The sequence below is a fragment of the Roseovarius sp. MMSF_3359 genome, from assembly GCF_030733385.1.
In the GTDB taxonomy this organism is placed as follows: Bacteria; Pseudomonadota; Alphaproteobacteria; order Rhodobacterales; family Rhodobacteraceae; genus Roseovarius.
Genome location: NZ_JASHJC010000007.1, coordinates 1 through 24,682 on the forward strand (window position 1 = coordinate 1; position 24,682 = coordinate 24,682).

At 60.0% G+C, this 24,682-nt stretch carries 23 protein-coding genes and 3 tRNA genes; 8 read left to right on the plus strand and 18 right to left on the minus strand.

The genetic code is table 11. From position 1 onward, the window contains the following. Together RBB29_RS11435 and RBB29_RS11440 are read right to left on the minus strand one after the other, a co-directional pair. A tRNA-Asp gene (locus tag RBB29_RS11435) sits at nucleotides 1–77 on the minus strand. 127 nt (nucleotides 78–204) lie between these two features. Beyond that, entirely contained in the window at nucleotides 205–369 is a 165-nt protein-coding gene (locus RBB29_RS11440; protein WP_306116551.1) for a hypothetical protein, read from the minus strand. Between the two features lie 170 nt (nucleotides 370–539). On the opposite strand from RBB29_RS11440, the gene RBB29_RS11445 reads away from it, so the two are divergent. Further along, nucleotides 540–1,265 (plus strand): helix-turn-helix transcriptional regulator, encoded by a 726-nt coding sequence (locus RBB29_RS11445; RefSeq protein ID WP_306116552.1) that lies wholly within the window; start codon nucleotides 540–542, stop codon nucleotides 1,263–1,265. Here RBB29_RS11445 and RBB29_RS11450 read toward each other — a convergent pair. The 9 genes from RBB29_RS11450 to tgt all read right to left on the minus strand — a co-directional run bounded on the left by RBB29_RS11450 (nucleotide 1,248) and on the right by tgt (nucleotide 10,731). Further along, nucleotides 1,248–1,922 carry a hypothetical protein gene (locus RBB29_RS11450; RefSeq protein ID WP_306121151.1) on the minus strand — a complete coding sequence of 225 codons (675 nt, stop codon included), beginning with the start codon at nucleotides 1,920–1,922 and terminating at the stop codon, nucleotides 1,248–1,250. The genes RBB29_RS11445 and RBB29_RS11450 overlap by 18 nt on opposite strands. 310 nt (nucleotides 1,923–2,232) lie before the next feature. Continuing rightward, nucleotides 2,233–3,603, minus strand: a complete 1,371-nt coding sequence (locus RBB29_RS11455; RefSeq protein WP_306121152.1) for an MATE family efflux transporter — start codon at nucleotides 3,601–3,603, stop codon at nucleotides 2,233–2,235. A gap of 280 nt (nucleotides 3,604–3,883) precedes the next feature. Continuing rightward, nucleotides 3,884–5,071: a metallophosphoesterase gene (locus RBB29_RS11460; RefSeq protein WP_306121153.1), complete on the minus strand. Its 1,188-nt coding sequence runs from the start codon at nucleotides 5,069–5,071 to the stop codon at nucleotides 3,884–3,886. Nucleotides 5,072–5,136: 65 nt separating this feature from the next. Then, a tRNA-Val gene (locus RBB29_RS11465) sits at nucleotides 5,137–5,212 on the minus strand. A 55-nt stretch (nucleotides 5,213–5,267) separates the two neighbouring features. Beyond that, nucleotides 5,268–5,828, minus strand: a complete 561-nt coding sequence (locus tag RBB29_RS11470; RefSeq protein WP_306116556.1) for a histidine phosphatase family protein — start codon at nucleotides 5,826–5,828, stop codon at nucleotides 5,268–5,270. A gap of 28 nt (nucleotides 5,829–5,856) precedes the next feature. Continuing rightward, nucleotides 5,857–5,931: transfer RNA gene (locus tag RBB29_RS11475), tRNA-Val, on the minus strand. Between the two features lie 19 nt (nucleotides 5,932–5,950). Beyond that, a complete protein-coding gene (locus RBB29_RS11480; RefSeq protein ID WP_306116557.1) occupies nucleotides 5,951–6,514 on the minus strand; it encodes an HU family DNA-binding protein in 564 nt (187 codons plus the stop codon). Nucleotides 6,515–6,674: 160 nt separating this feature from the next. Next, on the minus strand, nucleotides 6,675–9,086 hold the full coding sequence (gene lon / locus RBB29_RS11485) for an endopeptidase La (protein ID WP_306116558.1): 2,412 nt from the start codon (nucleotides 9,084–9,086) through the stop codon (nucleotides 6,675–6,677). Nucleotides 9,087–9,600: 514 nt separating this feature from the next. After that, nucleotides 9,601–10,731 carry a tRNA guanosine(34) transglycosylase Tgt gene (gene tgt / locus RBB29_RS11490; protein WP_306116559.1) on the minus strand — a complete coding sequence of 377 codons (1,131 nt, stop codon included), beginning with the start codon at nucleotides 10,729–10,731 and terminating at the stop codon, nucleotides 9,601–9,603. Between the two features lie 125 nt (nucleotides 10,732–10,856). On the opposite strand from tgt, the gene RBB29_RS11495 reads away from it, so the two are divergent. The 4 genes from RBB29_RS11495 (at nucleotide 10,857) to rimK (ending at nucleotide 15,235) form a co-directional block, all read left to right on the plus strand. Then, entirely contained in the window at nucleotides 10,857–11,747 is an 891-nt protein-coding gene (locus RBB29_RS11495) for an SPFH domain-containing protein (protein ID WP_306116560.1), read from the plus strand. Then, complete coding sequence (locus RBB29_RS11500; RefSeq protein ID WP_306116561.1) at nucleotides 11,747–12,025, plus strand: NfeD family protein; 279 nt, start codon at nucleotides 11,747–11,749, stop codon at nucleotides 12,023–12,025. Before RBB29_RS11495 ends, RBB29_RS11500 begins: the two co-directional genes overlap by 1 nt. 131 nt (nucleotides 12,026–12,156) lie before the next feature. Then, nucleotides 12,157–13,743: a pentapeptide repeat-containing protein gene (locus tag RBB29_RS11505; RefSeq protein ID WP_306116562.1), complete on the plus strand. Its 1,587-nt coding sequence runs from the start codon at nucleotides 12,157–12,159 to the stop codon at nucleotides 13,741–13,743. Nucleotides 13,744–13,825: 82 nt separating this feature from the next. Continuing rightward, entirely contained in the window at nucleotides 13,826–15,235 is a 1,410-nt protein-coding gene (gene rimK / locus RBB29_RS11510; RefSeq protein WP_306116563.1) for a 30S ribosomal protein S6--L-glutamate ligase, read from the plus strand. 374 nt (nucleotides 15,236–15,609) lie between these two features. Here rimK and RBB29_RS11515 read toward each other — a convergent pair whose 3' ends face one another. The 7 genes from RBB29_RS11515 to RBB29_RS11545 all read right to left on the minus strand — a co-directional run bounded on the left by RBB29_RS11515 (nucleotide 15,610) and on the right by RBB29_RS11545 (nucleotide 22,596). Beyond that, the gene (locus RBB29_RS11515; protein WP_306116564.1) at nucleotides 15,610–16,902 is read right to left on the minus strand and encodes a TRAP transporter large permease; all 1,293 of its coding nucleotides are present in this window, start codon (nucleotides 16,900–16,902) and stop codon (nucleotides 15,610–15,612) included. After that, nucleotides 16,899–17,513: a TRAP transporter small permease gene (locus RBB29_RS11520; RefSeq protein ID WP_306116565.1), complete on the minus strand. Its 615-nt coding sequence runs from the start codon at nucleotides 17,511–17,513 to the stop codon at nucleotides 16,899–16,901. The genes RBB29_RS11515 and RBB29_RS11520 overlap by 4 nt, the downstream gene beginning before the upstream one ends. An 83-nt stretch (nucleotides 17,514–17,596) precedes the next feature. Next, on the minus strand, nucleotides 17,597–18,601 hold the full coding sequence (gene dctP, locus RBB29_RS11525; RefSeq protein WP_306116566.1) for a TRAP transporter substrate-binding protein DctP: 1,005 nt from the start codon (nucleotides 18,599–18,601) through the stop codon (nucleotides 17,597–17,599). Between the two features lie 216 nt (nucleotides 18,602–18,817). Then, nucleotides 18,818–19,297 (minus strand): thioesterase family protein, encoded by a 480-nt coding sequence (locus tag RBB29_RS11530; protein WP_306116567.1) that lies wholly within the window; start codon nucleotides 19,295–19,297, stop codon nucleotides 18,818–18,820. Beyond that, nucleotides 19,294–20,325, minus strand: a complete 1,032-nt coding sequence (locus tag RBB29_RS11535; protein ID WP_306116568.1) for a histone deacetylase family protein — start codon at nucleotides 20,323–20,325, stop codon at nucleotides 19,294–19,296. Before RBB29_RS11535 ends, RBB29_RS11530 begins: the two co-directional genes overlap by 4 nt. 3 nt (nucleotides 20,326–20,328) lie before the next feature. After that, nucleotides 20,329–21,258: a 3-keto-5-aminohexanoate cleavage protein gene (locus RBB29_RS11540; RefSeq protein WP_306116569.1), complete on the minus strand. Its 930-nt coding sequence runs from the start codon at nucleotides 21,256–21,258 to the stop codon at nucleotides 20,329–20,331. 3 nt (nucleotides 21,259–21,261) lie between these two features. Beyond that, on the minus strand, nucleotides 21,262–22,596 hold the full coding sequence (locus RBB29_RS11545) for an aspartate aminotransferase family protein (RefSeq protein ID WP_306116570.1): 1,335 nt from the start codon (nucleotides 22,594–22,596) through the stop codon (nucleotides 21,262–21,264). A gap of 113 nt (nucleotides 22,597–22,709) precedes the next feature. Between RBB29_RS11545 and RBB29_RS11550 the strand changes: the two genes are divergently transcribed. The 3 genes from RBB29_RS11550 to RBB29_RS11560 all read left to right on the plus strand — a co-directional run bounded on the left by RBB29_RS11550 (nucleotide 22,710) and on the right by RBB29_RS11560 (nucleotide 24,665). Next, entirely contained in the window at nucleotides 22,710–23,663 is a 954-nt protein-coding gene (locus RBB29_RS11550; protein WP_306116571.1) for a LysR family transcriptional regulator, read from the plus strand. Between the two features lie 259 nt (nucleotides 23,664–23,922). Next, nucleotides 23,923–24,285 (plus strand): SUF system Fe-S cluster assembly protein, encoded by a 363-nt coding sequence (locus RBB29_RS11555; protein WP_306116572.1) that lies wholly within the window; start codon nucleotides 23,923–23,925, stop codon nucleotides 24,283–24,285. 29 nt (nucleotides 24,286–24,314) lie between these two features. Continuing rightward, nucleotides 24,315–24,665: an iron-sulfur cluster assembly accessory protein gene (locus RBB29_RS11560; protein ID WP_306116573.1), complete on the plus strand. Its 351-nt coding sequence runs from the start codon at nucleotides 24,315–24,317 to the stop codon at nucleotides 24,663–24,665. Nucleotides 24,666–24,682 lie beyond the last annotated feature (17 nt).

Consider the following 24,682-nt stretch of genomic DNA (forward strand, 5'->3'; position numbering starts at 1 on the left):
TGGCGCGGTTGACGGGGCTCGAACCCGCGACCCCCGGCGTGACAGGCCGGTACTCTAACCAACTGAGCTACAACCGCTCACTGCCCGCCCGATCCATCAGGCGTGATCCGTCTCATATGCCGGGGCATCGGCCCCGTCAAGCAGGGTAAAGATGAAATTTGGACTTTCTGGCGCGGAACATCGCCTTGCGCCGTGATTCCACCCCTAGTCCGTACAGCCAAAGGCCGCCCGCATCAGCTTCATCCCGCCCATCTCGGCGAAAATACTGAGCAGATCGGCCTTTTGATCCCTGTCATCGCAGTCGATGGCCCACTCAAGGACCATCACCGCTTCTTTCGGGCGCAGTGTCGCGTTTGCGTCACTGTCCATCTTTTGTCGAATGGCGGAGAGAAGTGCCTGCCTCTCTCCGCCCCCGCGCGCTAATGCACTCGCCATTATCACTCCACGTAAACTTGCGCGTTGTGCCATGTAATTGACTTATTCGTGTGGTTGTCAATATAAGTTACTAACTATCCGGTATTTAGGACTACAGGCGCGGAATGGACTTTCACGAACGGCTCAAGACGCTGATCAAGAACTCGGATTACGACTACAAAAGCCTCTCTCTCGAGATTGGCCAGGGCGAGAGATACATCTCGAACCTGCTGTCCACCAAGAGCGACCCCGGCTTCACCAGCGTGATCAAGATCTGTGCCTCGCTCGGGGTCACGCCGAACCAGATCGCCGGCCTGAATGACCAGTTGCGGCTGGTCAATGACGACATCGACAACCGCATTGTCTCGGCCCATGCGGAACGGATCCTGACCTCGGTCACCCGCGAGGCGCACCGCAAGCTGTCGGCGCGCGGCACCGGCCCCCTGATTGACGATGTACTGACCTGGTGGCACCAGCAGCACGGCGTGCTCAGTAACTTCGACCGCCTCTCGGAACATGTGGACCTCTACCACGCGCCCGATGATGACCACCAACTGCCGCAGCCCTTCATGGTCGGCGAACAGAGCCTGGCGCGCGTGTCCTTTGGCATCAAGTCCGCCGAGCATCTGGGATACCTCTTCACCACCTTCGATCACAACCTGACCGAACAGGTGCGCATGGCCCATGTGGAGGCCACCAAGGGCGATCCGCAGCTGTCGATCCAGGAGATCGAGGTCAACCTGCCCAATCACAGCTTTCCGCTTCGGTTCAACTACAAGCGTCTGCTGCTGCCGGTCCGCGACATGCAGGGCAACCGCTACATCCTGAACTATTCACAAGCTCTCGAGTGATCCGGCGTAATAGGCCATCATGTGGCTGAGGCTCTCGGCCGGGATCGCCACGAGCCATTCCGCATCCCCCCTGCCCGGTGGCGCCGGTTGCGCCCATCGGGCCACGCCCGGGATCTGGATCGAAAAGCCGTAATTCGTGGCAAAGCCCAGTTTGACGTCGCGGTCGCGCATCATCGCATAGGTCCAGTCAATCGGCCATTTCGTGGCGATCGTCGTGTGCAAGAGGATCATGAAATAGCGCAGCTTCTGACGGGAGCCGCGGAAGCCGGGACGCATGAACAACTCGCCGATATACGCCATGCGCCCATGGAAATTGGGTGGCATCGCATCGGTGAAATGCAAAAGCGTATCGGTCCGCTGCTGCGGGTAATGGCGTGACATGGTGCGGATCATGTAATCGCCCATCTTCTCGCGCCCGATATTGTCATAGCGCACGGAAACGGAGGCGGAATACTCTCCATCCTCGCGCATGAAGAGCCAGAACCCGCTTTCCTCGGTGAAATCGTTGAAGTCACTGGACAGCTTCGGCGTCAGGCCGGGCTTGCCCATGTCCTCGGTCAACTCCTTGGCGTAGTTGAAATCCGTTATCATCTCGACCGTGACACCGATCTCGGCGAGTGCACCCAGACACTCTCCGCCGACCGTGATCAAGTCCAACGCGTTCTTCATCGCCCACCCGTGTACTCTGCCTGCTCGCCACCCCCCGGATGATTAGGTCTCGGGGCGCAGTCTTGTGTTTTTTTGTTGGGCACACGCGAAATGTGCCATGCCTGATCTTTGAAACCACGCCCACCCCACTTGGGGCAAGCCTCAATTCAAATTTCCTCGGGTTTTTCGACCCCACGCACACGCTAAGGGTGTATTTCCCCGATTTCGCGACAGTTATTGGGATAAATCGGCCCGAATGCACTGGATTTTCGCAAACGGGTGCCCTTACGGCAGGTGCATGGGCGATCGGCTAATTCGCCTACAAATGCATTGAATCGCCCTGGTGCACCATTTCGTGTTCCTGCTGACGTTTATAGAGCCGTTGCTGCCTTTTGAGCTGCGCCTCTTCGGCGAAGGGCTTCAACCGGAGCGTCAGCCAGATCGAGATGATCGAGAAGACAACCGCCCCCAGCAGGAACCCGTAGGCCACGCCCCAGACCCCCATCACGTATTCGCCTACCGCCACGAAAGGCAGGATGCCCAACGTATTCCGCGCCCAGTTCAGGATCGGTGAATAGCCGGGATAGCCAAGATTGTTGAAGGCCGCGTTGGAGATGAAGATCGTGCCGTTGAAGAAAGAGATCGTGGCCAGCGGCCCGCAGTAGAAGAACAGGATCTCCCGGGTCAGACCCTGCGCGCCGAAGGCGTTGGCGATGGGAACGCGGAAGAGGTAGAGCACCAGCACAACCAGCACCACGTAAGCCCCGAGGAACTTGAGCGCATCAAAATAGGCCGAGCGCGCCCGGTCGGTTTTGCCCGCACCGAAATTCTGCCCGATGATCGGCCCGATCGACCCGCAGAGCGCGTTGACGACGGAGAAGACCACCGGGGCCAGCCGTCCGATCACCGCAAGGCCCGCCACCGCCTCGGGCCCGAATTTCGCGATGTAGCGCATGATGATCGCCTGCCCCACCGGGGCCGCGATGGACGACACCACGGCGGGCACTGCGTAGCGCCCGATGGAAGGTGCATCGCGGCGGAAATGCTTCCAGCGGATACGCACGAAACCGCGCCGCCGATAGGCCGAGGCATAGATCGCCAAGGCAAGCGTAGCGGCCCGGGCCATCACCGTGGCCGCTGCCGCGCCCTCCAGCCCCAGTCCGAACCCGAAGATCAGGATCGGGTCCATGACAAAATTGACCAGCGCCCCGAAAAGCGAGGGGTACATCGACCATTTCGCCACCCCACGCGAGCGCAGCACCGCGATGGCCGTCATGGAAACGCCGGAAAAACAGGTCGCCGGCAGGATGATGACCAGATAGCTCATCGCCATGTCGAGCACATCGCCCTCCGCACCAATGAGCCCAAGCAGGAGCGGCAGGTAGGGGATCATCAGGATCGGCACGACGATCCCCACCCCAATGGCAATCAGGGCCGCCGTCATCGCGATCTGCCGCGCCCGGTGTTTGTGCCGTTCCCCGATGGCCTGCGCCACCAGCGCACCCGAGGCAATCGACAGGCCAAGGTTGATCGTGCTGACAAAGAACAGCATCGTACTGCCATACCCCGCCGCCGCAGCCATTTCCTTGTGGCCCAGCATCGAGATGAAGAGGATATCGAAAAGATCGACGATATAGATCGCCATGATGCCGACGCTCGATGTCAAAGACATCACCGCGACATGGCGCATCAGGCTCCCGTCCGTAAATTGTCGTTCCGTCCCCCCGGCCAACAATATTCCCCAATATTTTCAATTTTTTACGGCCCAAACTCCATCCAAGAAACGGATGCCGATAATCGACGCATAGTAAAGAACGGCAACGCTATGTCTATAGGGACCTGCGCTGCCGGTGGGGATGGCGGAGGTCGGGGCGATGTCGATCCCTGCCCCCAAGACACGGGGGGCGTGGCTCGCGCACCCTGCGCGGAAAAGGCAAAGAGGTGGGATTTCCTGCGGCGATTACCCCGGATCAACCGGCCTTGAAGGGATGCGCCAGCTTGACGGTCAGTTCCAGCTCATCCTGGAAACCCTTCGAAATATGCTCCTGAATGGGAAGATGCACGAAACAGCGCAGGTTCACATCCTGACCGGAAATCGCGCAGGTCCAGCTCCGCGACTCGATTGGGCCGATCATCGGGCCGATCCAGGTACTGGTCAGCGAACAGATATTGAGGAATTGAACCCCGTGTTCCTGGTGGGTGATCCCGCGTCCGTTCCGGGTCGAGCCGACTGGAGAATGGGTATGACCGTTCATCCAAAGGCGCACCGTATGCTCCGGGTGTTCGGCAAAGAAATCCTTGATGATGTCCGTGCCGGATATGGATTGGTCCGGGTTATCCTCGTCGAGGATCGTATAGACGCACCCACGTCCTTCGGGGATCCCCGAGGTGCCGCCGTGAAATCCTTCGCCTTCATTGTCGCCAGTGGCAATGACCGTGTTGCGGACACCCTGATGGGTGCAGACAAAGATATTCTTGTCCTGATTGGCCAGCACCTGCGCCTTGAACCATTCCCAGGTCTTCTTGGAAATCGCGCCGGACGGATAACCACCCGACCCATCCACCAGCCCTTCACGCCCGTACGGCGCCGGACCCGAATTGCGATCGCTCAACATGAACACCATGAGATTGCCGATCTCGACATAGTAGGAATGCCAGGCCCCGTCTTCGATCAGGGTAATCGGATAAGGGCGTTTGGACAGGTCATGTTTCGAAAACTCGGGGTTCTCGCCCAGCACATCAATGTACTTCTCGAACCAATCCATCTCGCCGTCGCCGGCGTCATGATTGCCGTTGATGCAATAGAATTCTGCCCGATCATGGTTCGGGCTGGAGGTCAGGGCATCAACGACCAGCTTGCCTTCCTCGTCATTGCCGTCCTTCGTGGGCGGCAAATGGGCACTGTCGAAATCACCCACATTGAGGACCAGGTCGTAATCGAAACCGATCGTATCCATGTCGCGGATGGCGGTTTCGAGGCAATTATAATTGAGCACGTCAACGGATTGCTTCAGATGCGCATCACCGCAAAGCCAGATCCTGAGATCAGCCGCATCCCAACGTTGCCGACTGCTCCGCTGCCAGAAGCCTGCGCCAAGCCCAACTGCGCCCGCCGTTGCGGCCAATGCACCCAACAACCATGAACGTCTTGCAACCATCGGTCAGATCACCCCGTTGTAGCAGCACCGTTCGCGCTGAGCCGCAAATGTAACTCGTCGTGCAATGGTGGGTGATGAGAGACTCGAACTCCCGACATCTTCGGTGTAAACGAAGCGCTCTACCAACTGAGCTAATCACCCGACCGGCGCTTATTGCCCCAGAATGCGGGGCGGTGCAACCCCCTCTCGCGCCCTCTCAGGCGAGAATTTTTTCGGTGCCGTTTTCCAGCACGTAGACAACCCCCTGCCGGTTGCAGAGCGCCTTCATCTCGGCATCGTCGAGCCCGCAGGCTCGCGCGCGCAGCACCTTGCCCAAGATACCGTGCGAGACGATGATGCTTGGCCCCGTCAGCGCGGCCAGGAAGGCCTCAACCCGACCTGCAAGCCCCGCAAGCCCCTCGCCCCCGGGCGCCGCCGTGTAGGTGTCGATATCCGTATCGGCCCGTGGAATTTCAGAGCGCAGCTTGCCTTCCCAATCGCCGGTATTGATCTCGGCCAAACGCTCATCGACCGCATAATCCTGCCCGGAGAGGGCAATCCGCGCAGTCTCCTGCGCGCGGCCCTGCGGCGAGACATAGATGCCCCCTGCCCCGGCGCGCACCTCCGCCACGAATGGGGCAATCAAGGCGGCCTGCTTCCCGGCATCCGCACGGCCCTGCGCGGTCAGGTCGGAATTCAAACGCCCCTGGATGCGCCCTTCGGCATTCCACTCGGTCTGACCATGACGCAGGAACCAGATTTTAGGCAAATTATCCATCGCGCGGCCCCGCCAAAGAGAAGAAGAATGGTGGGTGATAAGAGATTTGAACTCCTGACATCTTCGATGTGAACGAAGCGCTCTACCACTGAGCTAATCACCCGCCGGGCTGCGTTTTACCGCTACTCGGCGGCGTCCGCAACCTTGCTTTTCGGCGACGCGGCCCTTGTTTTCGCGGGCTTGCTTTGGCGGATTTTCGTGACCACCACGCGGGCCGATGTCGTCTCTTTCGTGCGGTTGTACTTCACCTTGCCGAAAGGTTGCAGGTTCATCTCGCGTCCCTTGGCCAGGGTCTCGCCCAGAACTTCGAGCATCGCCTCGACGACCGGTTTGGCATATTTCTTCTTGATGTCCGACTTGCTGACCACCAAGTCGATCAATTCCTGTTTCTTAAGCTCGGCCGCAGGCGTCGGCGCCATGGTCGTAACGGGTTTTTGCGCGCCCGTCTTGGCCGGAGGCGGCGGTGCGGGGATCTTGCTGGTGCTTTCCTTCGTGTCGCGTGCCGCCGCGACGCTCGCGGCCGAGACACGTTTCGCCGCCGACGCGCTCACCCGGGACTTCGGTGGCTTTGGCCCTGCCAGACGGGACTTCGGCGCGTTGGCCAGCTTGGTAGCCGTTTTGGCGGGTTTCTTCGCAGCAGTTTTGCCGCTGCTCTTCGATTTGCTCGATGTCGGTCGCGTGCTCATGGCGGGCCTCTTGATCTTTGCTTTGCCGACAACCTACGCGGATCGGGGCCGTCTTGCCAACGAAAGAGTTTCGGCGCGGTTTGGCCAAGTCAGGGCGCATCATCAAAAAGGGGCACACCTAATTGGCATGCCCCTCATGTCACTTGTTGGATGCTGGCGGTTAATGCGCAGTGGCGCCCGGCGCATCGCCGTCCTTCTTGAGCGCCGCTTCGGCGGCGGCGGCCTCTTCGGCGGCCTCGTCCCATTCCACCGGTGTCGGCGTTTCCACCAGCGCGTGCTTCAACACGTCGCGAACATGTTCGACCGGGATGATTTCCAGCCCCTCTTTGACGTTATCGGGGATCTCGGCCAGGTCCTTTTCATTGTCGACCGGGATCAGGACACGCTTGATCCCGCCGCGCAGTGCGGCCAGCAGTTTCTCCTTGAGCCCGCCGATCGGCAGCGCATTGCCGCGCAGCGTGACCTCGCCCGTCATGGCGATGTCCTTGCGCACGGGAATACCGGTCAGGACCGACACAATCGACGTCACCATCGCCAGACCGGCACTGGGCCCGTCCTTGGGCGTGGCGCCTTCGGGGACGTGCACGTGGATATCCCACTTCTCGAACTTGGGCGGCTTCACCCCGATGGCCGGGGCGATCGAACGGACATAGCTCGAGGCCGCGTCGATGGATTCCTTCATCACGTCGCCCAGCTTGCCGGTGGTCTTCATCCGACCCTTGCCCGGCAGGCGCAGCGCCTCGATGTTCAGAAGCTCACCGCCCACGGAGGTATAGGCCAGCCCGGTGACAACCCCGACCTGATCGGCATCTTCGGCCAGGCCGAACTTGTGTTTGCGCACCCCCAGGAAGTCGTTGAGGTTATCCGGCGTCACCTTGATGGTTTCAGCCTCTTTCTTGACGATCTGGGTCACGGCCTTCCGGGCCACCTTGGCGATCTCACGCTCCAGGTTCCGCACCCCGGCCTCGCGGGTAAAATAGCGGATCATGTCGGTGAGCGCCTCATCGGTCAGCTCGAATTCCTTCTCCTTCAGACCATGGTTCTTGATCTGCTTGGACAGAAGGTGCTGCTTGGCGATCTCGCGCTTTTCGTCCTCGGTGTAGCCCGCCAGCGGAATGATCTCCATCCGGTCCAGAAGCGGCCCGGGCATGTTGTAGGAGTTCGCCGTGGTCAGGAACATCACGTTCGAGAGGTCATACTCGACCTCCATATAGTGGTCGATGAACGTGCTGTTCTGCTCAGGGTCAAGCACCTCTAGCATGGCCGAGGCCGGATCGCCGCGGAAGTCCTGCCCCATCTTGTCGATCTCATCGAGCAAGATCAGCGGATTGGTCGTCTTGGCCTTCTTCAGCGCCTGGATGATTTTGCCCGGCATCGAGCCAATATACGTCCGGCGGTGGCCGCGAATTTCGCTCTCGTCACGCACGCCGCCCAGCGAGATGCGAATGAATTCGCGCCCCGTGGCCTTGGCGACCGATTTGCCAAGCGATGTCTTACCCACGCCCGGCGGGCCGACAAGGCACATGATCGGGCCTTTGAGCTTTTTGGAGCGTTGCTGCACCGCGAGGTACTCGACAATCCGCTCCTTGACCTTCTCAAGCCCGTAGTGATCGGCATCAAGCACGTCCTGCGCCCGGTGCAGGTCCTTCTTCACGCGGGATTTCACACCCCACGGGATCGACAGCATCCAGTCGAGATAGTTGCGCACCACGGTCGCCTCGGCGCTCATCGGGCTCATGTTCTTGAGCTTCTTGAGTTCCGCGTCGACCTTTTCCTTGGCCTCTTTGCTCAGCTTGGTCTCGGCGATCTTGGCCTCAAGCTCGGCCACTTCGCCTTCACCCTCTTCGCCGTCGCCCAATTCCTTCTGAATGGCCTTCATCTGCTCATTCAGGTAATATTCCCGTTGGGTCCGCTCCATCTGCGACTTGACCCGTGTCTTGATCTTCTTCTCGACCTTCAACACGCTCATTTCGCCCTGCATAAGGCCATAGACCTTCTCAAGCCGTTCGCTCACCGAAAGCGTCTCCAGAAGCTCCTGCTTCTGACCCACTTCAATGCCCAGATGACCCGCAACCAGGTCGGCGAGCTTCGCCGGCTCATCGGATTCACTTACCGCAGTCAACGCCTCTTCGGGGATGTTCTTCTTGACCTTGGCATACCGCTCGAACTCGTTGGTCACGGTCCTGAGCAGCGCCTCGATCGTGGTCGTGTCGCCCGGCATCTCGGTCAGATACTCGGCGCGCGCTTCGAAAAAGCTATCGTTTTCAAGGTATTCGGTGATCCGCACCCGCGCGACACCCTCGACCAGCACCTTGACGGTGCCGTCAGGCAGCTTCAGCAGTTGCAGCACATTGGCCAGCACACCGGCCTTGTAGATACCCGCGGTATCCGGGTCATCAACGCTCGGGTCGATCTGGCTCGAAAGCAGGATCTGCTTGTCGTCCTGCATCACCTCTTCCAGCGCCCGCACCGATTTCTCGCGCCCCACGAAAAGCGGGACGATCATATGGGGAAATACCACGATATCGCGCAGCGGCAGCACCGGGTAGGAGGCGTTTAATGGATCTTGCATGCTCGGTTTTCCTGTTCTTGGCAAGAAAGCTCCGGCCCCGATCAGTCAGCAGCCCCGGCTTTCTCCGTTTCACATCGTTAATCTGGGCTTGTCGCCCCCTGATTTCAACGGCGTAAAACGACAATGCCTTGCGCACCCGGCAGGGGCAAGCGGCAAATCCCAGTGAAATACCGAAAATTTAGTGGATCGGCCCGTACTCAGGCCAGGGTCGCCGCAGCCACGGTCGCGACAGAAAACCAACCACAAAAGAAAACAATGAACTTCAACATACCAGTCACCACGTTACTCACTCAGTTACACTACAATGCCCACCCGTCATCACCTATGCCGGTTTTCCTGACCTTTGATGAAAAGACCGGCGTCAAGACACCGTATTTCACACGATTTTGGCCAAAATGCGAAACATTAAGTTGAAAACAGACTGTTTCCCCGTTGAAAAACCACAAGAAAATCACGGGATGGCGGGCGGGGCGATCCGAGCATCGCGAGGGAGCGGCGCAGCGGCATCCCACACCTACAAGGGATCTATGTCGCCCTGCGCCCTCTTCGCCTGAAACTCTGCTTCCCAATCGGCAAACCGCCCCGCCACAATCGCCCCACGCATTCCCGCCATAAGATCTTGATAGTAATGCAGATTATGCCAGGTCAGCAACATGCCCGAGATCATCTCCTGCGCTCGAAACACATGGTGCAGGTAGGCGCGGGAATAGCTCCGGCAGGCGGGGCAGCCGCAATTCTCGTCCAACGGCCGGGGATCGTCCGCGTGACGCGCGTTCTTGATGTTGACCACACCGCGCCGGGTGAACGCCTGACCGGTACGGCCCGACCGCGACGGCAATACGCAATCCATCATATCGACACCGCGCTTCACGGCGCCGACGATATCGTCGGGCTTACCCACCCCCATCAGATATCGTGGCTTGTCCTCGGGCAGGAACCCCGGCGCATAATCCAGGACGCCAAACATCGCCTCCTGCCCCTCGCCCACGGCCAGACCACCAATGGCATAGCCGTCAAAGCCAATCTCGCGCAGCGCCGCGGCGCTCTCCTCGCGCAGATCGGGCGTCACGCCCCCCTGCATGATCCCGAAAAGCGCGTGCCCGGGCCGGTCGCCAAACGCCTCTTTCGACCGCGCCGCCCACCGCATCGACAAGCGCATGCTCTCTGCCACCGCCTCATCCGTCGCGGGCAAGGCTGGGCATTCGTCGAAACACATGACGATATCGCTGCCCAGAAGCCGCTGGATCTCCATCGACCTCTCCGGGGTCAGTTCATGCTTGGATCCGTCGATATGGGATTTGAAGGTCACGCCCTTCTCGGTGAGCTTGCGCAGACCCGCAAGGCTCATCACCTGGAACCCGCCACTATCGGTCAGGATGGGCCGCTCCCAGTTCATGAAGCGATGCAGACCACCAAGGCGGTCCACCCGCTCCGCCCCCGGCCGCAGCATCAGGTGATAGGTATTACCCAGCAGGATATCCGCCCCGGTCTCACGCACGCTTTCGGGCATCATCGCCTTCACGGTCGCCGCCGTTCCCACGGGCATGAAGGCCGGTGTGCGGATCTCCCCGCGCGGTGTCGAGATAACGCCCGTGCGCGCCGCACCATCTGTTGCCTTAAGCTCAAACTCGAATTTTTCGGACATGTGACCGGGCCTTATTCTCTTTTGTCCCTCCTTAATCCCAGTTACCATATCTTGTAAAACAGATGGTCAGACCCCATATGTATACTACGGTATACTATATATGGAAATAACGACGAGGGACCTGAATGACCGAAGACCAGATTTTGAACCTGCTTTCTTCCAATATCCTTTATCTCCTGCTGGCAGTGCTGGTGGTGATTGTGATCCTGCGCGCGGTGAAGATCGTGCCGCAATCCGAGCAATACGTGGTCGAACGCTTCGGCCGCCTGCATGCGGTGCTCAAGCCCGGGATCAACATGATCGTACCCTTCCTCGACAAGGCCGCGCACCGGATTTCGATCCTCGAACGGCAATTGCCCAATGCCAGCCAGGACGCGATCACAAAGGATAACGTGCTGGTGCAGGTCGAAACCTCGGTCTTCTACCGGATCACCCAGCCCGAAAAGACCGTCTACCGTATCCGCGATGTCGATGCCGCGATTGCCACCACCGTCGCGGGGATCGTCCGGGCGGAAATCGGCAAGATGGACCTCGACGAAGTGCAATCGAACCGCAACGAGCTGATCTCGACCATCAAGATGCTGGTCGAGGATGCGGTGGATAACTGGGGCATCGAAGTGACCCGTGCCGAGATCCTCGATGTCAATCTCGACCAGGCCACCCGCGACGCCATGCTGCAACAGCTGAACGCCGAACGCGCCCGCCGTGCGCAGGTGACCGAGGCCGAAGGTCAGAAACGCGCCGTCGAGCTTAACGCCGATGCCGAGCTCTATGCCGCCGAACAATCCGCCAAGGCGCGCCGGGTCCAGGCCGATGCCGAGGCCTATGCGACCTCCGTCGTGGCCGCCGCCATCGCCGAGAACGGGCTTGAGGCCGCGCAGTACCAGGTCGCGCTTAAACAGGTCGAGGCGCTCAACGCCATGGGCAACAGCCCGTCCTCATCGACCATCGTCGTGCCTGCCAATGCGCTTGAGGCCTTCGGCAACGCCTTCAACATGCTGAAAGGAAAAGCGTGATGGCTGACATGGCTCTGTGGTCGCTCTGGTGGGTCTGGCTCGCCGCGGCGCTGGTCCTGGCGATCCTCGAAGTCCTGGCGCCCGGGTTCATCTTTCTGGGCTTTGCCATCGGCGCGGCAGTCGTGGGGCTTCTCCTGCTCACGCCGATCGCCCCGGGGCTCCCTGCGCTGCTGGCGATCTTTGCCATCCTGTCGCTCATCGCCTGGGGTGTGCTGCGCAAACTCTTCAGCCGTGCCGACAGCGCCGCGCGGACGTTCAACCACGACATCAACGACTGAACCCGCGCCCACCTGACGCGGCGCATTCCGGATGACACCACCGGCCCCGGCCGCGAACCGGGGCCGTATTTGATTTTTACACGCATTGCGGGCAAGCTGCGCGGGATTATTCACCCAAGGCCTTTCCCCGCATGAGCGATTTGCCGAACGAGATTGACCGCATCAACGCGCTGACCAGCAACGCCCGCAAGACGTGGTTTGCCCTCCTGGGTGTCCTGGTCTTCGTCGGCATCACCCTGATGGGGGTCGAACATATCGACTTCTACGGGGTCAATCGCGCCACCAAACTGCCCCTGGTGAATGTCGAGGTGCCGACTTTCTACTTCTTTGTGGCCGCCCCGATCCTAACCGCGGCAATCTATGGCTATTTTCACCTCTACCTGATACGCCTCTGGGATGCCTTGGGCGAAGCACCGGCGCGGGTGGACGACATGCCCGTGGGCGACGTGATCGCGCCCTGGCTGGTATCGGACGCAGCACTTCATTACCGCCACAGCAAACGCGAGGATTTCTGCGCCACGCCCCGCGCCCTCGAAGGCGGCGCGATGTTTCTGAACTTCCTGCTTGCCTGGCTCTTTGGCCTCATCATCCTCTATTTCCAGTGGCGCCAATCCATGCCGGCGCGCACGTTCTGGATGTCGTCCATCGCCTGCATCTCCTTCATCGTCTCGCTTGTTGTCGGGACCACGAGCATCACGATGATGGTGCGGCGCATGAGACCGCCCGAAGACATCCGCCCGCCACGATGGTTTGTCCGGTATGCGATCTACGCCTTTCTCGCCTTCGGATCTTCCGCGCTTTTTGTCGAAAGCTACCTGCGCACCGAGGGCCCCCCGAAACGCCTGGCCTCGCTTGACATGATCGACGAGGAAATCGTCGCGCGCCCTGGTGACTGGTTGCATTACGAGTTCGCCCGCGCCGAGTTTCGCGCCGCATGGTGCCGCCGCGAGGGTGTCAAATGCTCGGAATTTGCCGACCATGAGCAGCGGTTCGGCCAGGAATGGATGTCGCGCCGTCATGCCAAGCTCGCGGCGCTGCACTTCCCCTCCTGGCACAAGATCGGCCGGGACAAGCCCGACCTGCGCAAGGCCAAACTCTATTCAACCTTCCTTGCCGGTGTCAGCCTCTGGCATGCCCGGCTGGACGGTGCCACGCTGGACCACGCCCAGATGGAATCGACCGCGCTCAACTTTGCCAAGATGGCCGGCACAAAGCTTACCAACACCTACCTGGAACGGGCCAATCTCAGCTATTCCTACCTGTCGAGCCCCGAGGGCCATTTCGCCAACATGATCGACGCCAATCTGAGCGCGACCATCAATGAAGGCGGTGCCTTGCGTGCCATGAGCCTGCAAGGTGCCAAGTTCAGCCGCCTCACCGATTTCCGCAATGTCTTTCTCGACGGATCGGTCACCGTCCCCGAGGATTTCGCAGCGCAGATGGGCCGCCCCCTTGCCCGGCCCTGCCAATGGGTCAGCGCGACGCTCAGTGATCCGGATTTCTTCTCGATCTGGCGCTGGTGGATCCTACAGAACCCGTCCTACAGCACCGCGTTCAACGACCAGATGTGGCACGAGTTTGTGGCACCGCAAGGATGGGAAGACGTGGCCCTGCCAACTGATGCCCAGCTCGAAAAACACGGCCTCGCAGGATGCACCTGGCAGACGGACAAGATGGCCAGCAAGCCCGCGGCAACGACCGGGACCGCCGGCGAATAGCGCGCCACTTGAACCTTGGCCCGCCAACGACGATGATACCCCGAACGCGCGGGATCACCATACCGATCAGAAAGGACACTTCATGACCCAATCCGACACTCAACCTGACCTGCAATTTGGTTGGGAGGAGTGGATCGGATTACCCGATCTTGGTGTGCCTGCGTTGCGCGCCAAGGTCGATACCGGCGCGCGGACATCGGCCCTGCATGCGTTCGATATCGAGACCTTCGGCCCCAACGCCAAACCCAAGGTGCGCTTTACCGTGCATCCGATCCCGGGGCGCGACGACCTTGTCATTCCCTGTTCCGCCACTATCGTTGACCGGCGCGAGGTGACCTCGTCCAATGGCGACAAGGAGATGCGTTATGTCATCTCTTCCACGCTGGAGGTCAGCGGTCAGAGCTGGCCCATTGAAATCACCCTGACCAACCGCGCGAACATGACCAACCGGATGCTTCTGGGCCGCACCGCGCTCAAGGACAATATCTCGATTGTCGCCACCGAGCGGTTCCAGCAACCGGAACTGAGCTACGACGTCTATCACACCGCCAAGATGCGCCAGGCCGCCCCGAAACGCGCCCTGCGCATCGCGGTTTTGTCGCGCGAAGACAACTACTCCACCCGCCGCCTTGTCGAAGAAGGCGAAAAACGCGGTCATTCGGTCGAGGTCATCAACACGACGCGCTGCTACATGGCGATCAATGCGCTCGCGCCAGAGGTCCATTATGACGGCAAACGCCTGCCCCGGTTCGACGCCGTGATCCCTCGGATCGGCGCGTCGATCACGCCCTATGGCGCCGCGATCATCCGGCAGTTCGAGACCATCGGCACCTATTGCGTCAACGGCTCTGCGGGGATCACCGCCAGCCGCGACAAGCTCTATGCGCATCAGCTCATGGCGCGCGCCAAGATCGGGATGCCCAATACGGCCTTCGCCGCCTCGCCCCGCGATACCGGCAATATCATCGGTCTGGTGGGGACCGCGCCGCTTATCGTGAAACTCCTGGAATCAACCCAAGGCAAGGGTGTCGTGCTGGCCGAGACCAAGAAGGCGGCCGAGTCGGTCATCGACGCCTTCCGGGGGCTGAAGGCGAACTTCCTCGTGCAGGATTTCGTCAAGGAAGCGGCGGGCGAGGACATCCGCTGCCTGGTGATCGGAGGTAAGGTCGTGGCCTCGATGAAACGCACCGGGGCCGAAGGTGATTTCCGCTCCAACCTGCATCGCGGCGGGTCGGCCAAATCGGTCAAGATCTCCAAGATCGAACGCGAGACCGCGATCCGCGCCGCCAAGGTCTTTGACCTCAACAAGGCGGGGGTCGACCTCCTGCGGTCTGAGGCCGGACCGAAGGTGCTTGAGGTCAACTCGTCCCCGGGTTTTGAGGGGATCGAAACCTCCACCGGCAAGAACATTGTGGGCAGCCTCTACGAGATGATCGAAGCCCGTGTCCGCCCCACCCCCATCCGCCGCCGCAAATCTGCCGCCAAGGCATAGCACCGGGCCGGGACAGTCGCCCAAATAGCGGATCTGTTGCCATGCAGATTTCGCAGAGCGCGTATGCGCAGAACGATGGTACTCAGACACCTGTCTTTTGCCTATCTGCTGAGGGTAATGGCAACTCCTGTGAAGGATCAGGACAATGAAGCAAGTCGTGAAAGACACCCTCGGCATCGCAACTGTGGTCGCGGTAACCGGCGCCTTTATTGGTCTGCATTCCTGGATGTATATCCTCTAATGGACCAATAGACGATGTAGTTGCGCCGCCCGAAGGCCGGAGAACCCGCCCCCTTATCGGGACCAGATACATCTCGAAGACAAAAAAAGGCGCCCGAACCCCCGGGCGCCTTTGTTGTTTCAGACCGATCCGCTTACCGGCTGAGCAGCAATTCGGGCAGCCACAATGCCAGTTCCGGAACGAACGTCGTCAACATCAGCGTCGGCAGCCAAGCGAAGATGATGAAGATCAGGGTTGGCCACAGCATCTTGGACACCGGGGTATCGCACACCTGAGCGCCCAGATAGAGCAGCGGCGCAGTTGGGGGCGTGATATTCGCCATGCCAAGATTGACACCGATGATCGCGGCAAAGTGGATCGGATCAACGCCGACACTTTGGGCAATCGGCAGCAGGATCGGCGTGGCCAGAAGCAGGCCCGAGATATCGTCCATCAGCATGCCGATCAGGATCATCACCACGTTGATCATCAAGAGGATCACGATCGGGTTGTCCGACACCGAATAGACCATGTCCTTGGCCAGTTGCGGCGCGCCTTGCGAGATCAGGTTGTCCGAGACGATCAACACCATGAAGATCATCACCATGACCACACCGATGGTCACACCGGAGGTCTGGATGGTCTGTGCGAGCGTTTTCCAGGTCAGGCCACGGTAGAAGTAGATTGCCACCGGGATCGCATAGCACACCGCGATGCCCGCGGCCTCGGTCGGAGTCATGATCCCGCCGTAGATACCACCCAGGATGATGACCGGCATCAGCAGCGCAGGCCCCGCCAGCCGCCCCTGCCCCATCAGCGATGACATGAACGGGTTGGGGCGTTCCTTCAGCTTGATGTCATCATACTTCCGCAGCATGAACTGGTTGGTGATGATGAGAAGCGTGATCAGGATGATCGCCGGGATAACCGTCGACAGGAAGCACTTCAGCACGTGTTGCTGCGCGATCCAGCCATAAAGGATGTGTGACGAACTGGGCGGGATCAACAGGCCCAAGGGCGCCGCAGACACGATCAGCGCGGCCGACTGACCACTCGGGTAGTTCGACTTTTTCAGATGGGGCATCATGATGCCGCCAATGCAGGTCAGCGTCGCGTTCGCACTGCCCGAGATCGAGCCGAAGACGCCACATGCCAGAACCGACGCGGCGTTCAGGCCACCCTTGATGTGACCGATGAACATCTCCGCCAGCGCCACCAGAGGCGCCGCGATCCGGCCCTTTTCCATGATGCCACCGGCGATCATGAAGAGCGGGATCGCCAAAAGCACCAGCGAGCGGATGCCTGTCGCCCCCGTGGGCAGATAGCCGGTGATGGACTGATCGCCCACCAGCGCGATGAAGATCAAGACCGCTCCGAACGCCACATAGACGCTGACGCCCAGAAGCAGCATGAAACAGACAATAATAAGGCTTCCGGTAATGATCATTTTGCAGCTCCTTTAACGGTCTCGGACCGTAGAGGGAGCCCAAGCCCCTTTCGGATATGCACGTAGAGATACGCGGCGGTGAACATCGCCATGAAGCAGAAGGCACACATGATCGCGATACGCCAAGAGACAAACGGGATACGCAGAACAGGCGTTGAGCGCAGCCGCGGGAACGAGAAGTCATCCAGCAGCGAGACGTAGCAGGCGTAAACCAGAAAGAGGATCACGATCAGCTCGACCAGCAAGACAAAAAAGCCACGCCACCAGATCAGCTTGGGATCCTGGATCACGATGCCAAGGATATCCGCGTTGATGTGCAGATTGCGCGCCGAGGCCAGCACGGCACCGGCAAAGAAGCCCACGATGCTAAAGGCCAGAAGCCATTCCTCATAGGCAAAAAGGTCGCCACCAAACCCATATCGGATCACGACGACGGCGCCGAATGTGAAGGCCATCAGGAAGCCGCAGAACATCACAAGCTGTCGGCAGATAAGCGCGACCAATTTCATCGGATAGCCGATGATCGGTGGAAGTTCGTCCGTTATTTTCTGCGGTTTATCACTATCTTCGTCGTCGACAAATTTTGGCAGGTTCTCTTCGCCATTCGACATATCTGTCCCCCCGCGTGTTTGTTTTTATTGCCAGGAAGTAAAAGGGCCGGCAGTTTTTGCCGACCCTCTTATTTCTCTGGTTGTCAGTTCTTGGCCGACAGCAAACGGTCAATCACATCCTGACCAACGCTGTTGGCCATCATCGGCCAGATCTTTTCCTGAATATGCGCGGCCATGGCGGCTTGGTCTTCGTCGCTCAGGCTCAGGATGGTGTAACCGCTGTCGATCAGCTTCTGACCAAAGGCTGCGTCATTGTCGCGGTTATACTGGAAGAAGTCGTCCGACGCTTTGGTCATGGCTGCCTGAAGTGCTGCAACCTGCTCTTCGCTCAGCTTGTCCAGCGTGCGCTGCGAGGCGTAGAACGTGGTCAGTTCCGAGATCGAGTTATACTCGACAAAGTGCGTGCCAACGTCCGACTGCGCAAAGATCGAGTATGTCGCCGTCTTGGTGCAGCAGATTGCGCCATCAACGATGCCGGACTGGATCGCCGGGAAGATATCACCCCAGGCCATCGTCGTGGCCTGGTATCCCAGTGCCTCAACCATGGATTTCACCGCCGGCGACGACCAGACGCGGATATTCATGCCCTTGTCGTCAAAGGTGTTCCAGTTGGTCGGCTCCTGCGTGGCCACGATGCCAACAAAACCCTCGGGGTTCTGGGCCATGACGCGCACGCCGTACTCGTCGGTGATCTCCTGAAGGATCTTGTTATATTCGGAATCCATGTTGCGCATGATGTTGTTCATGTCGTCCCAGCCACCCACAAGGAACGGCATGGACAGGAATTCCAGGCGCGGGTCGGTATCGGCATAGATAAAGGCCGCCGCCAGATCGATATTGCCACGGGCAACGTCTTCGAACAGCGCCTCACCCGAGCCAAGCTGGTTCGCCGGGAACACGTCGATCTTGAGACCGACACCTGCCGCAGCAACATCCGCGGCGACCTGTTCCATCATCTTTGTGCCTTGGTGATCGATGGGAAACACGCCGGCAAAACGCAGCGTCATGTCGTCCGCAAATGCAGCGGTCGACATCAGGGCGCTCATCGCGCCAACCATCAAGCCTTTGGTTAATTTCGTGAAGTTCATAGAATACTCTCCCTGTTATACGGTATTTCGATTGGTTCTTAATCTTTTTGACCGCAGCCTATTCTGGCGTCCGGTCAGATTAGGCGAACAAATTACGCAGCGCAATTTGATTCGCGGTGGTCGTGCGTGTGTAGATCCTTTTCGTGTCTCCCCCGATTGTTTCGTTCAGGAATTCGCCCCGTCATCTTCTGACAAGTGAAATTGCAAGGCGCGTCCCTATCGGTGCCTGAGTCCGATCGGTCGGCCAATCTGGGCCGGGCGGGCGATATGTGCATGCGCTGCCGCCAGGGCGGTGATGCGCGCCTCTATCTCGGGGGGATAGGGTGCCGAGCGGCGCGTAGCATGGTTCACGTTGATCAGAACCTGTTCCATCACGCAAACGGTCGCATCATCCTCGGCGCGGATCATCGACCCCGCTACATGCAGGCGCTTGGCATCTGCGTCGAGCAGGAGGAAACGGCAGAAGAACGCATCCCCGGCCAACAGTTCACCCAAGTAATGCACGTGGTTCTGCAGCGCGAAAGGCCCGGCATTGCTGGATTTCACATAGCTTGGCCCAACCCCCAATTCGTCATCCAGGATAGCATCCAGCGCCTCGTCAAAAGCCATCACGTAATAGGCAAGGTTCATGTGGCCGTTATAGTCGATCCACGCCTCCGGCACGCGCCGGGTGTCCGATGTGATCCCGTGGCTCATGCCACACCACCCTCGAACCCGCCGAGGAAGGATTGCAGGTTCGCCCCCAGCTCATCACAGAGATACCCGCCTTCCTGCACGATCACCGTGGGCAGGTTCAGCGCCGCCAGCATCCTGGCCATCTCCGCAAAGCCCGCGGTGGACACGGCGAGGCCGCCAAACGGATCGCCTTCGAAAGCATCAAGGCCAAGGGCGATGACAATGGCGCCGGGAGCGAAACTCCGAACATGGGCCAGGCCATCGGAAAGCCCCGACATGAAACCCGCATCCCCGGTGCCACGCGGCAGCGGGATATTGAGGTTGTATCCATGGCCCGCGCCTTCGCCCACCTCATGGGCGTGCCCCCAGAAGAACGGGTAAAACCGCGCCGGGTCCGCATGGATCGACAGGGTGAACACGTCATTGCGTTCGTAGAAGATGCCTTGCGTCCCGTTGCCGTGGTGCAGATCGACGTCGATCACCGCAACCCTGTCATGGGATTGCCGCAGGTATTGCGCGGCAATGGCGCTGTTGTTGAGATAACAGAACCCGCCCGCAAGATCGCTGAAGCAGTGATGCCCCGGCGGGCGGCAGAGCGCGTAGGCCATGTGATCGCCCTCCAGCACGGCCTGCGTCGCGGACACGGCGCAATTGGCTGACCACCTTGCCGCGTCCCACGTCTCGGCGCCGATGGGGCAGGACATGTCGGTGATGTGAAACCCCGCCTGCCCGACCGCCGACAATGGATAGCTGGCCGTGCGGCGATCTGGGTGGACGTTGGGGAAAATCTCGGGCGTGGCATCGGGGATGCGCGCCCAGCGTTCATAGACCGTGGAGAGGAATTTCAGATAGGCCGGGGTGTGCACCGCCGCAATGGGCGCGAGCCCGTGATCCTCCGGCGCAATCACCTCGTGACCGCCCGCCGCCACACCCGACAGCAGGCGCGCCAACCGCTCGGGCTTTTCGGGGTTGGGCTGCATGACGCCGTTGACCAGAAACCCACTGGGATTGTGCCGGGCTTGCCGGTCCTGATCGGAAAACACCTTCATCTGTCAGAATCCCACCTTGTCCGCGCCCTTGAGACCCAGCATCTTGCGTGTCTCGTCCGGCGTCGCGATTTCATGTCCCAGCTCTTCCAGAACTCTCCGGATCTTGGTGACCTGCTGGGCATTGCTGGTGGCCAACTGCCCGCGTCCAATCATCAGGCTGTCTTCAAGCCCCACGCGCACATGCCCGCCCAGGATCGCGCTCACCGTACCCAGCGTCATCTGCTGCCGCCCCGCGGCCAGTGCCGAAAATTCGTAAGCATCACCCAAAAGCCGATCGGCCGTGTCCTTCATATACATCAGGCTGTGCGGGCTGGCGTCGATCCCGCCCAGAACGCCCATGACAAACTGAAGGAACACAGGCACCTCGATGCGTTTTTGCCTGAGGTAAAAGGCCACCGTCTGGATATGCCCCACGTCATAACATTCGCATTCGAACCGCGCGCCACCGGCATCGCCCAGCAGGCGGAACACGGTTTCGATATCCCGAAACGTGTTCTTGAAGACGGTGTCGCGGGTGTTTTCCAGGAATTGCTCCTCCCAATCATGGGTCCAGTCGGAATAGCGGTCCTTCATCGGAAAAAGCCCGAAATTGACCGACCCCATGTTGAGCGAACACATCTCGGGCGCAAGCTCGGCCGGAGCCGACAGGCGCTGCTCGACACTCATCTGGGAGCTGCCCCCGGTGGTCAGGTTAATGACCGCATCCGTGGCGTCCTTGATCCGCGGCAGGAACTGGCGAAAGACGTTGATATCCGCGCTCGGACGCCCGGTTTCCGGGTCACGCGCATGCAGGTGCAGAACCGACGCGCCCGCCTCTGCCGCCTCAATCGCCGAGGTGGCGATTTCGTCTGGTGTCACAGGCAAATGCGGGCTCATGCTTGGCGTGTGGATCGAGCCGGTCACGGCACAGGTCAGGATGATCTTGCGCGCCATCTGTCAGACCTCCAACCCGGTTTCCCGGGCGAATGCACCAAGGCTGTCATCAAGGATATTCAAGATGTCATGGATCTGTTCTTCGGTCACGATCATCGGCGGGCAGATCAGGAAATGATCGCCCTCCACCCCGCCACGGGTCCGGCGCGAATAGGTGATGAGGTTGCGCGCGTAACAGATCTCAACGAAACGCTCATAGGCGTTCAACGCCTTGGGCAAGGGTGCCATCGTGTCCCGGTCTGATACCAGTTCGAACGCCGTCAACAACCCCTTGCCGCGCACATCGCCGATAAACCGGTAGCGGTCCATCAGTTCCCGAAGCCCAGCCATCAGCACGTCGCCCATCGCCCGCGCATTGGCCATCAGATCAAGCCGGTCAATCTCGGTCAAGACCGCCAGCCCGGCGCTGCAGGCCAGCGGATTGCCCGCATAGGTATGCCCGTGGGCAAACCCGCCCGCATCCAGCACGGTATCAACCATGCCTTTATCGGCGATCATCGCGCCCAAGGGGGCGTAGCCCGCGCCAAAACCCTTGGAGACGGCCACCAGGTCCGGACGGATGTTCCAATGCTCGGACGCCAGAAACGCGCCGGTGCGCCCGACGCCCGACATGACCTCATCCATGATGAGCAGGACACCGAACTCGTCGCAGATCTCACGCACCCGCCCATAGTAGCTGTCCGGCGCCACCAACGCCCCGGTGGACGCGCCGCCAACCGGCTCCATCGCAAAGGCCAGAACCGTATCCGGCCCCTGGGCAATGATCTCATCACGCAGCATCTCGGCGTATTTCAACCCGCGGTCATGATCCGACAGGTTGTCGCGATCCAGGTAGCAGGTAGGCGCGGGGATCTTCGGCATGTCCTTGTAAAGCGGCCCGAAAGCGTTGGTCAGCGGCCCATAGCCGGTGATGGCCAGCGCACCCAGGGTAGAGCCATGATAAGACGGAAAGCGTGAGATCACCTTCCACCGGTCGCCCTGCCCCGCGGCAACGGCCCATTGGCGGGCAAACTTTACACAGGATTCCACCGCCTCTGACCCGCCAGACACGAAAAACACCTTGGTCAATCCCTCCGGCGCGCGTTCGGCGATGGCGGTGGCCAGGTCCTCCGCCGGGGCATTTTCGAAATGCAGGCGGTAGGCAAAGGTCGCGCTGTCCATCTGCGCCTTCATCGCAGCCAAGACATTGGGGTTCGAATGGCCGATATTGCTGACCATCGCACCGGAGGAGCCGTCAATATACCGCGCGCCGTCCTTGCCCCAGATATAAATCCCCTCGGCACGGTCGACTTCGGGGCGGCGCGTCCGGCTCTGGTAAAACAGGTTCGACGTCTTCACGGGGGCGCTTCTTTCCTTGATGTATCAGGCAGTACAGGGGTTCTTCCGCACCTTGCGCCTGTTCTCAACATAGGGCAAATAGATAGGGATAATGGACGTTATTGATTTGACCAATGCGCGACGACACTGACCAGGAAAAGCTGATCCGGGAATTGGATTGGAACCTCCTGCGCACCTTCGTGTTCATCGTCCAGGAGGGCAGCATCACCCTTGCCGCAAACCGGCTGATGCGGCGACAACCCTCGGTCAGCCAGGCCCTCAAACGGTTGGAGACACGGTTAGGGACGCAGCTCATCGACCGCAGCCCCACGCATTTCCGCGTAACACCCGCCGGGCAAACGCTCTATCAGGAATGTCTCGACATGTTCGGCAACCTGGTGCGCACCATCCAGAACACCCAAGGCACCCAAGATGTGGTGACGGGAAACGTGAAGCTGGCCCTTCTCAGCCGGATAGAGAACGCCTTTTTCGATACGATCCTCTCAGATTTCCACCGCCAGTTCCCCGAAGTCAGCTTTGATCTCGAAGTAATGTCGAGCCAGGCCGTCAGGCAAGCCGTTTTGGAGAAATCCGCATCCCTCGGGGTTTGCCTTGTACATGACGCCCATCCAAACCTGCACCACGCGGTTCTCTACCGGTCCTATTTCGGTTTCTATTGCGGCCCAAGCCATCCCTTGTTCGGTAAACGCAACCTGACGCTTGACGACCTGCGCGGCCATTCCTCGGTGTCCTTCCGAACGGACCAGCTTTGGGATGCGCTGCGCCCGGTGGCCCTGCTGCGCGCGCAACACAAGCTCGACGACAAAGTGATCGGCTACACCTCCGATCTGGGAGAAGCTCAACGCATGATCGGCGCCGGGCTCGGCTTCGGGCCCCTGCCGGTTCATGTGGCCGAAAGGTTTGTCGAACGCGGCAAACTGTGGCGCCTGCCGCCCTATGAGAACACGCTCGCCATAGATATCCACCTGGTTCACCACAAGAACGCCCGGTTGAACCGGGCTGAACAAGCGATGCTGGAGATGTTCCAAAACCGTCTGGAACGTGTGCCGCTCGTGGAACGCAGTTGATTTTAGGTGCGAAGAACGCGGCAGGTGACATGGTCCCGAAAAAATCGCGTCTGTCGCGCGCTTCGAAGCACCGCCCTTCACGCGTCCCGGAAAACAGGTCAACACATACCTGTCGGTGTGTCTCCACCAAGCGCCCGCACACTGCATGAAATCACCACCCTGTCCCGGCGGATTTCATGGATGACAAAGCACGCAGCCCTCTGGACGCGGCGCCCGATAATTCTTATATGTTTGGTCAGGATACTTGCAGGACCTCGTGATGACCCACAGCCCCGAACCCCTCGAAGGCGCGCCGCTGATTGCGCCGTCCAGCACCGATCACCCGCTCTACGATCAGATCGTCGAGGCCTGTCGGTCCGTGTACGACCCCGAGATCCCGGTGAACATCTATGATCTCGGCCTGATCTACACCATTGAGATCGACGGTGAAAATGCCGTCAATGTCATCATGAGCCTGACCGCCCCAGGCTGCCCCGTGGCCGGTGAAATGCCCGGCTGGGTGGCCGAGGCGATTGAGCCGCTGCCGGGCGTGAAACAGGTCGATGTGCAGCTCACCTGGGAGCCGCCCTGGGGGATGGACATGATGAGCGACGAAGCCCGTCTCGAACTGGGTTTCATGTAGATGAACCAAAGGATTGCAAGGCGAAGCTGATGTTTGGCATTCCCGGAAAACAGGCCGTCACCATGACCGACGCCGCCGCGACGCAAATCGCGAAACTCATGGCCAAGGACGGTCATGAGGGGTTGCGCATCGGCGTCAAGAAAGGCGGCTGCGCGGGCATGGAATACACGATGGATTACGTTACCGAAGTCGACCCAAACGATGAGGTCGTGGAGCAGGATGGCGCGCGGGTCATGATCGCCCCCATGGCGCAGATGTTCCTCTTTGGCACCGAAATAGATTATAAGGTCTCATTGTTGGAATCGGGTTTCCAGTTCAACAATCCCAATGTGACCGAGGCTTGCGGCTGCGGTGAATCGATCAAGTTCGAAGGCATGTAAGCCGGACCGCAAGGCGC